This is a genomic window from Streptomyces sp. NPDC053750 (assembly GCF_044544295.1).
In the GTDB taxonomy this organism is placed as follows: Bacteria; Actinomycetota; Actinomycetes; order Streptomycetales; family Streptomycetaceae; genus Streptomyces.
In genome coordinates, this window is record NZ_JBITXB010000014.1 from 51,978 (window position 1) to 61,410 (window position 9,433).

1 protein-coding gene is annotated in these 9,433 nt (G+C 74.1%); it reads left to right on the forward strand.

Annotated features, from left to right (window positions below; genetic code table 11):
* Positions 1 to 9,402: a type I polyketide synthase gene (locus tag ACIGO6_RS31190; RefSeq protein WP_399882217.1), complete on the forward strand. Its 9,402-nt coding sequence runs from the start codon at positions 1 to 3 to the stop codon at positions 9,400 to 9,402.
* Positions 9,403 to 9,433 lie beyond the last annotated feature (31 nt).

Genomic DNA, 9,433 nt, shown 5'->3' on the forward strand with positions numbered 1-9,433 from the left:
ATGAGTCAGAGCAAAGAGCAGATCATTGAGGCGCTACGGGGCTCGCTGAAGGAGACCGAGCGTCTGCGTCGGCGCAACCGGCAGCTCGTCGACGAGGCGCACGAGCCCATCGCCATCATCGGCATGGCCTGCCGCTACCCGGGCGACGTGCGCAGCCCCGAGGACCTGTGGCGCCTGGTGGACGAGGGCCGGGACGCGATCGCCGGGTTCCCGGCCGACCGGGGCTGGGACCTGGAGGCTCTGTACGACCCGGACCCCGACCGGACCGGTACCAGCTACGCGAGGGAGGGCGGCTTCCTCTACCCGGCCGCCGAGTTCGACGCCGAGTTCTTCGGCATCAGCCCCAAGGACGCGCTGGCGATCGACCCGCAGCAGCGGCTGCTCCTGGAGACCTCCTGGGAGGCCGTCGAGCGGGCCGGTATCGACCCGACCACCCTGCGCGGCCGACAGGTCGGCACGTACGTCGGCGTGATGTACAACGACTACGCCACCCGCATGCACCGCGCCCCCGAGGGCTTCGAAGGCTATGTCGGAAACGGCAGTTCGGGCAGCGTGGCCTCCGGCCGCATCGCGTACACCCTCGGGCTCGAGGGGCCGACGATCACGATCGACACCGCCTGCTCCTCCTCGCTGGTCGGCCTGCACCTGGCGGCCAGAGCACTGCGGCAGGGCGAGTGCACGCTCGCCCTGGCGGGCGGTGTCACGGTGATGTCGTCGCCGGCGGCGTTCATCGAGTTCAGCCGCCAGCGCGGCCTCGCCCCCGACGGCCGGTGCAAGTCGTTCTCCGACCGGGCGGACGGCACCGGCTGGGGCGAGGGCGTCGGCATGCTGCTGCTCGCACGGCTGTCGGACGCTGTGCGCGACGGGCACCGAGTGCTCGCCGTCGTCCGCGGCTCCGCCGTGAACCAGGACGGCGCCTCCAGCGGTCTGACCGCCCCCAGCGGCCCCGCCCAGCAGCGCGTCATCCGTGCCGCGCTCGCCGACGCCCGGCTGCTCGCGACCGACGTGGACGCCGTGGAGGCGCACGGTACCGGAACACCGCTCGGCGACCCGATCGAGGCGCAGGCCCTGTTGGCCACCTACGGCCAGAACCGCCGAGCGCCGCTGGCACTGGGCTCCGTGAAATCGAACATCGGCCACACCCAGGCCGCCGCGGGTGTCACCGGCGTCATCAAGATGGTGATGGCGATGCGCCACGGCACACTGCCGCGCACCCTGCACGTGGACCGGCCGTCCCCGCAGGTCGACTGGTCGGCGGGCGCCGTCGAGCTGCTGACCGCCGCCCGGCCGTGGCCCGAACTGGACCGGCCCAGGCGTGCCGCGGTGTCCGCGTTCGGCGTGAGCGGCACCAACGCGCATGTGATCCTGGAGCAGGCCCCCGCCGTGGACCGACCGGCGCCGACCGGCACCGTGCCGGTCGTGCCGTGGGTGCTGTCCGGCCGGACGGAGGCCGCGCTGCGCGACCAGGCGCGCCGGCTGCACGCGCTGGCGGAGGAGCGCCCCGACCTCGACCCGGTCGATGTCGCGCACACGCTGGCGACGTCGCGCACCCGGTTCGACCACCGCGCGGTGGTGCTCGCCGGTGACCGCGCCGGCCTGCGCGCCGGCCTCGACGGCCTCGCCGGCGGACGGAGCCTGCCGGGCGTCGTACGGGGGCGGGCCGGGGGCGCTTCCCGCGTGGCGTTGGTCTTCCCCGGCCAGGGCGCCCAGTGGACCGGCATGGCGCTGTCGCTGCTCGACTCCTCGCCGGTGTTCGCCGAGCGGATGGCGCAGTGCGCGCAGGCCCTCGCCCCGTACGTGGACCGGGACCCGCGCACCGTCCTGCGCGAGGGCGACCCCCTGGAGCGGGTGGACGTCGTACAGCCCGTGCTGTGGGCGGTGATGGTGTCCCTGGCCGAGGTATGGCGTTCGCTGGGCGTGCGGGCCGCCGCCGTCGTCGGACACTCCCAGGGCGAGATCGCCGCGGCCTGCGTGGCCGGCGCGCTGTCCCTCGACGACGGTGCGCGGATCGTGGCGCTGCGCAGCCGGGCGCTGCTGGAACTCGCCGGGCGCGGCGGCATGATGTCGGTGGCCCTCCCGGTCGACCAGGTGCGGACCCGGCTCGGGGAATGGGGCGGGGCGCTGTCGGTGGCCGCGGTGAACGGCCCGTCGTCCGTGGTGGTCTCCGGCGACGACGCGGCGCTCGACGCACTCCTGACCGCCCTCACCGACGAAGGCGTACGGGCCCGCCGTATCGAGGTGGACTACGCGTCCCACTCGCACCACGTCGACTCCGTCCGCACCACGATCGCCGAGGCGCTCGGGGTCGTCGAGCCGCGCACGTCGGAGATCCCGTTCCACTCCACGGTCACCGGCGGACTGCTGGACACGACCGCGCTGGACACCGACTACTGGTACCGGAACCTGCGCGAACCGGTCGGCTTCGAACCGGTGATCAGGCAGCTCCTCGACGACGGAGTGACCTGCTTCATCGAGGTGAGCACGCATCCCGTGCTGTCGCTCGGACTGCAGGAGACCATCGACGCCGCGGGTCGTGACGCCGCCGTCGTCGGCACGCTGAGGCGCGAAGCCGGCGGGCTGGAGCGGATGCTCACCTCGGCCGCCGAGGCGTACGTCCGCGGTGTGCCCGTTGCGTGGGAAACGGTCCTCGAAGAGGCCGGCCCCTCAGCCGTCGACCTGCCCACGTACGCGTTCCAGCACCAGCGGTACTGGCTCGACGCACCCCTGCCCGCCTCGGCCGACACCCACCAGGACGACTGGGAGCGGACGTTCTGGCAGGCCGTCGACGCCGCCGACGGCCGGGCCCTGACCGAGCTGCTCGCGCTGCCCCCGGACGCCTCGCTGGAGGCGGCCGCGTCGACCCTGGCGAGCCGGCGCCGCGGCCGCACGCAGCGGGCCGCCCTGAACGAGCTGCGGTACAGGATCGTGTGGCGCCCGCTCGGGCTTGGCTCGGCGCCCGGCGCGTCCGGGACCTGGCTGGTCGTGGTGCCCCCGGACCACGCCACCGACCGGCGCGCCGTCGACCTCGTCGCGGGCTTACGCACCAGGCGCCTCGACGTGCTGGTCACCGAGCCGGCGGACCTCGCCGACGTCGACCCCGCCACGGTGACGGGGGTGCTGTCGCTGCTGGCCCTGGACGAGGACACCGCGCTGCACGGCACGGCGGACCTGGTGCGCGCGCTGGGCACGACGGGTATCGAGGCACCGCTGTGGTGCGTGACCGGCGGAGCGGTCTCCACCGACGAGGACGACGAGCTGACCAGCGCCGTACAGGCCCAGCTGTGGGGCCTCGGCCGGGTCGTGGCGCTGGAGCACCCACACCGCTGGGGCGGTCTCGTGGACCTGCCGCCCCGCCTCGACGAAACGGCCTTCGACCGGCTCGTCGCCGTACTCGGCGGCATCGACGACGAGTGCGAGGTCGCGATACGCGACGCGGCTGTCCTCGTCCGGCGCATCGTCCGGGCACCGCTGCCCGACACGGCCGCCACCGAGCCGTGGCGCCCCCGCGGCACCGTGCTGATCAGCGGCGGAACCGGAATGATCGGTGCGCACGTGGCCCGCAGACTCGCCGCGGACGGAGCCGAACACCTCGTCCTGGCCGGACTGCGCGGACCGGACGCCCCGGGAGCGGCCGAGTTGGCACGGGAGCTGACCGGGCTCGGCGCCCGGGTGACCGTCGTCGCCTGCGACATGTCCGTACGGTCCGAGGTCGCGGCGCTCCTCGACTCGCTGCCCACCGACGCGCCCCTGACGGCGGTGATGCACGCGGCCGGTGTGCTGTCCGACGGCCTGGTCGACACCCTCACACCGGAACAGTTCGCCGCGGTCATGGCACCGAAGGTGGACGGCGCTCTGCACCTCCACGAACTGACGAGCCATCTGGACCTCGACGCGTTCGTCCTGTTCTCCTCCGTCGCCGGCAGCTTCGGCGCCGCGGGCCAGGGCAACTACGCGGCCGCCAACGCCCACCTGGACGCCCTTGCACGGCAGCGCCGCCGCGCCGGACTGCCCGCCACCTCCGTCGCCTGGGGGTCCTGGGGCGCCGGCATGGCCGAGGACGTCGCCGACCGGCTGAAGCGGCGCGGGTTCCCGGCGCTGGACCCGGACCTCGCGGTGGCGGCCCTCCTCCAGGCGATCAACCACGACGAGACGCACCTCGTGGTCACCCACGTCGAGTGGGAACGGGCCGCACCCGTCTTCACCATGGCCCGCCCCAGCCCGCTGATCCGCGAAATACCGGAGGCCGGGCGGGCACTGGACGGCGCACGGACCGCGGCGGACGGCCCCCGCCCCGACGCGTCGGCGCTGGCGGCGAAGCTCGCGACCGTACCGGTCGACGCCCGGCGGCACCTCCTGCTCGACCTCGTGCGCACCGAGGCGGCGGTCGTGCTCGGACACGCCACGCCCGACGCCGTGGAAGCGGCCCGCGCCTTCCGTGAGCTGGGCTTCGACTCGCTGTCGGCCGTGGAACTGCGCAACCGCCTGTCCGCGGCCACCGGCGTCACCCTGCCCGCCGGCGTGGTCTTCGACCACCCCTCGGCCCGGGCGCTCGCCGACTTCCTCCTCGCCAGGGCGACCGGAGACGCGCCCGCGGCCCTGCCACTCGCCGAGACCGCGGGCGGCGCCGACGACGACCCCATCGCGATCGTGGGCATGGCGTGCCGGTTCCCCGGCGGCGTCACCACACCGGAGGAGTTCTGGGACCTGCTGGCCGCGGGCGGCGACGCGATCTCGCCGTTCCCCACCAACCGCGGCTGGGACCTGGCCGAGCTGTACGACCTCGACCCCCACCGGCCCGGGAAGGCGTACGTCCGGGAGGGCGGGTTCCTGCACGACGCGGGCGACTTCGACGCGGCGTTCTTCGGTATCTCCCCGCGCGAGGCGCTGGCCATGGACCCGCAGCAGCGGCTGCTCCTGGAAACCTCCTGGGAGGCCGTCGAACGGGCGGGCATCGACCCGACCACCCTCCACGGCACCAGCACGGGCGTCTACGCGGGCGGCATGCACTCCTTCTACGGAGCAGCCACGCCGCCCGAGGAGGGCCTCGAAGCCCACCTGATGACTGGCGTGTTCACCAGCGTCCTGTCCGGGCGGGTGTCCTACGCACTCGGGCTGGAGGGACCGTCCCTCACCGTCGACACCGCCTGCTCGTCCTCCCTGGTGGCCCTGCACCTGGCCTGCCAGGCCCTGCGGCGGGGAGAGTGCACGATGGCCCTGGCCGGCGGAGTGGCCGTGATGCCCTCCACAGGAGGCTTCGCCGGGATGAGCCGGCAGCAGGTGCTCGCGCCCGACGGCCGGTGCAAGCCGTTCGCGGCCGCGGCCGACGGCATGAGCATGTCCGAGGGCGCCGGGGTCCTGCTCGTCGAGCGGCTGTCCGACGCCCGACGCAACGGCCACCCCGTCCTGGCCGTCATCCGGGGCAGTGCGATCAACCACGACGGCGCGTCCAACGGACTGACGGCACCGAACGGACCGTCGCAGGAGCGGGTGATCCGGCGAGCCCTGCACGCCGCCGGCCTCGCCGGGCGCGACGTCGACGTGGTGGAGGCCCACGGTACCGGCACCAGACTGGGCGACCCGATCGAGGCGAACGCCCTGCTCGCGACCTACGGCCAGGACCGGGACCGGCCGCTGTGGCTCGGTTCGGTCAAGTCCAACATCGGCCACACCGCAGCCGCGGCCGCCGTGGCCGGCGTGATGAAACTCGTGCTGTCCATGCGGCACGGCGTCCTGCCCAGGACCCTGCACGTCGACGCCCCCTCACCGCACATCGATTGGGAGTCGGGCGACATCCGGCTGCTGACGGACGCCCGGCCCTGGGAACCCGGCGACGGACCGCGCCGCGCCGCGATCTCCTCGTTCGGGATCAGCGGCACCAACGCCCACCTCCTGCTGGAGGAACCCCCGGCGGCCGACCCGCCCGACACGCCCGAGCGGACCACGCCGTCCGCCGTCGTACCGTGGGTGCTGTCCGCCAGGACCGGCCAGGCCCTCGACGAGCAGCTCCAGCGGCTGCGGACCCGGCTCGCCGAACAGCCCGACCTCGATCCCTCCGACGTCGGCTATTCACTGGCCCACGGCAGGTCGGTGTTCGCCCACCGCGCCGTCCTTCTCGACCCCGACGGCACCACCGGACCCGACACCGTACGGGGCGTCGCCGCCGGCGAGGCACGGCCGGTGTTCGTCTTCCCCGGGCAGGGCGGCGAGTGGCCCGCCATGGGACGCGAACTCCTGGCGACCGCACCCGCCTTCCGGGAACAGGCCGAGGCGTGCGACGCGGAGATCCGCGCCCTGACCGGCTGGTCGGTGCTCGACGTGCTGAGCGGCGGCACCGACGTGCCCGGCGACAGCGTCGACGTACAGCAGCCGGTCCTGTTCACCATGATGGTGTCCCTGGCCGCGCTGTGGCGCTCCTACGGCGTGGAACCCGCGGCCGTGGTGGGGCACTCGCAGGGTGAGGTCGCCGCCGCGTACGTCGCGGGAGCCCTGTCCCTGAAGGACGCCGCGCGCATCATCGTCACCCGCAGCGACGCCTGGCTCGCCCTGTCCGGGCACGGCGGAATGACGGCTGTCCTGCTGCCGGCCGACGAGGCGGCGCGCCGTATCGAACCCTGGGGCGACGACCTGTCGGTGGCCGCCGTCAACGGGCCGGGCTCCTGCACGGTCTCCGGCGACCCCGTGGCCTGCGACGAGTTCGCGGCCGCGTGCACCGCCGACGGTGTCCGGGCCCGACGCGTGCCCGGCGTGACCGTGGCCGGGCACTCCGCCCAGGTCGACGCGCTGCGTGAGCGGCTGCTGCGCGACCTCGCGCCGATCACCCCGCAGCAGGGCAGGATCCCGCTGTACTCCACGGTGACCGGGGACACGGTCGACACCGCGACGCTCGACGCCGCCTACTGGTACCGCAACATCCGGGAGACCGTGGAGTTCGAGAGCGCGGTCCGCGCGACGACCCGTGACGGGTACCGCACGTTCATCGAAGTCGCCCCCCACCCGCTGCTGGCGCTCTCGATCCAGGAGACCGTCGAACAGCACGGAGCCGAACCGGTCGTCGTCCCCACGCTGCGCCGGGAGGAAGGCGGACAGCGGCGGTTCCTGACGTCGGCCGCCGAGGCGCATGTGAACGGCGTGACGGTCGACTGGAAGGCCGCGTTCCGCGGTACGGGCGCCCGCCGGGTCGATCTGCCGACGTATCCGTTCCAGCACGAGACCTTCTGGCTCGACACCCCCGTCGCCGGTACGGCCGTGGCCGGCGCGGCCACCTCGGCCGACGAGGCGTTCTGGGCCGCCGTCGAACGGCAGGACCTCACCGCGCTGACCTCGGCCCTCGAGGTCGGGGCCGACTCCGCGCCGGCCGTCCGTGAGGCGCTGCCCGTCCTGGCGGCCTGGCGTCGGAGCATCAGCCGGCGCTCCACCGTGGACTCCTGGACCTACCGGGTGACATGGCAGCCCCTCGCCGCCGCCCCCACGGCGGCGCCGGGCGGCACCTGGCTCGCCGTGGTGCCCGGGGCACGGGCGGAGCACCCCACCGTCACCGCACTCGTGCACGCCGTCGAACGATCCGGCGCCAAGGTCGTACGGATCGACGTCGATGCCGCCGACCTCGACCGGGGTGTCCTGTCGGAACGCCTGCGGGCCGCCGCCGACGGGAATCCGGTCGCGGGCGTGCTGTCCCTGCTGGCACTCGACGGCACCCCGAGCCCCGCCCACCCCGGCGTCGCCGCGGCCACCGTGGGCACCCTGGCCCTGGTCCAGGCGCTCGGCGACGCGGGAACGGCCGGACCGCTGTGGTGCGTCACCAGCGGAGCGGTGTCGGTGGACGACACGGACCCGCTCCGTGACCCGACCGCCGCTCAGGTGTGGGGCCTGGGCCGGGCCGCCGCGCTGGAACAGCCGGAACGCTGGGGCGGGCTGATCGACCTGCCGGAGGACGTGGACCGGCGGGCCCAGGACCGCTTCGTCGAGGCACTCGCCGGCACGGCAGGCCGAGAGGACCAACTGGCCGTCCGCCCCACCGGCGTCCACGCCTGCCGCCTCGTCCGCGCCGCCGCTTCGCCCGGCGCCACCCCGCCCGCCGACACCGCGTGGCGGCCCTCGGGCACCGTGCTCGTCACCGGCGGCACCGGGGCGCTCGGCAGGGACGTGGCCCGGTGGCTCGCGGGCGACGGTGCGGGACACCTCGTCCTCGCCAGCAGGCGGGCCACGAGCGCTCCGGGCGTGGACGAGCTCGTCGCCGAGCTGAGCGGCCTGGGCGCCCGGGTGACCATCGCGGACTGCGACGCGGCGGACCGCACGGCACTGGCGGAACTGCTGGCAACCGTGCCCGACGACGCCCCGCTGACCGCCGTGATGCACGTCGCCGGAGTGGTCGACGACGACCCGGTCGACGCGCTGACCCCGGAACGTCTCGAGCGGGTCTTCGCCTCCAAGGTCACCGCCGTCAACAACCTCCATGAGCTGACCGAACACCTGGACCTCACGGCCTTCGTGATGTTCTCCGCGTTCGGCGGCACCTTCGGCAGCATCGGACAGGCCAACTACGCCGCGGCCAACGCCTATCTGGACGCGTTCGCCCACCACCGCAGGGCGCGGGGGCTGACCGCCACGTCGGTGGCGTGGGGCGCATGGGGCGGCGGCAGCCTCGACTCGCGCGACCAGGCCGAGGCCAGGCTCCGCAGCCGCGGCGTCCGCGCGATGGACCCCCGGCTCGCGATGGACGCGCTCCGGCGTGCCGTACAGCAGGACGAGAGGTTCCTGCTGGTGGGCGACATCGAGTGGGACCGCTTCGCCAGGGGCCTCGCGTCCCTGCGGCCCAGCCCGCTGCTGACCACGGTGCCCGAAGCGCTGGCCGCCATGGAGGAGGCCGGAGCCGGCGACAACACCGACAGCCGGGACACGCTGTCCGCCCTGCGCGACCGGCTGGCCGCGCTCTCCGAACCGGAAGGCGACGACCACGTTCTGGGCCTGGTCCGTGGCGAACTCGCCGCGGTGCTCCGGCACGCCGACCCCGACGCCGTCGACGTGGACGGCCCGCTGACCGGGCTCGGCCTGGACTCGGTGCTGGCGGTCGAACTCCGCAACCGGCTCAGCCGGATCAGCGGACTGCGACTTCCCGTCACGCTCGTCTTCGACCACCCGACGGCACGCGCCGTCACCACTCACCTGCTGGAGCGGATCCGCCAGGACGCGGGCACCCCCGCCACGGGGTTGCTGGAAGAACTCGAAACGCGGTTGCCCGCAATCGCGTCCGACGGCCCGACCCGCGAGGTCGTCACCACCCGGTTGAGATCGCTGCTCGCGCAGCTCACCGACGAACAGCCGGAGCACGCGTCCGTCGAACTGACGGAGGCCACGGACGACGAGCTGATCGAGTACATCGGCAAGGAGCTCGGCATCTCCTGACCGTCCGGCCGACACGTTTTCGTTCTTCAAG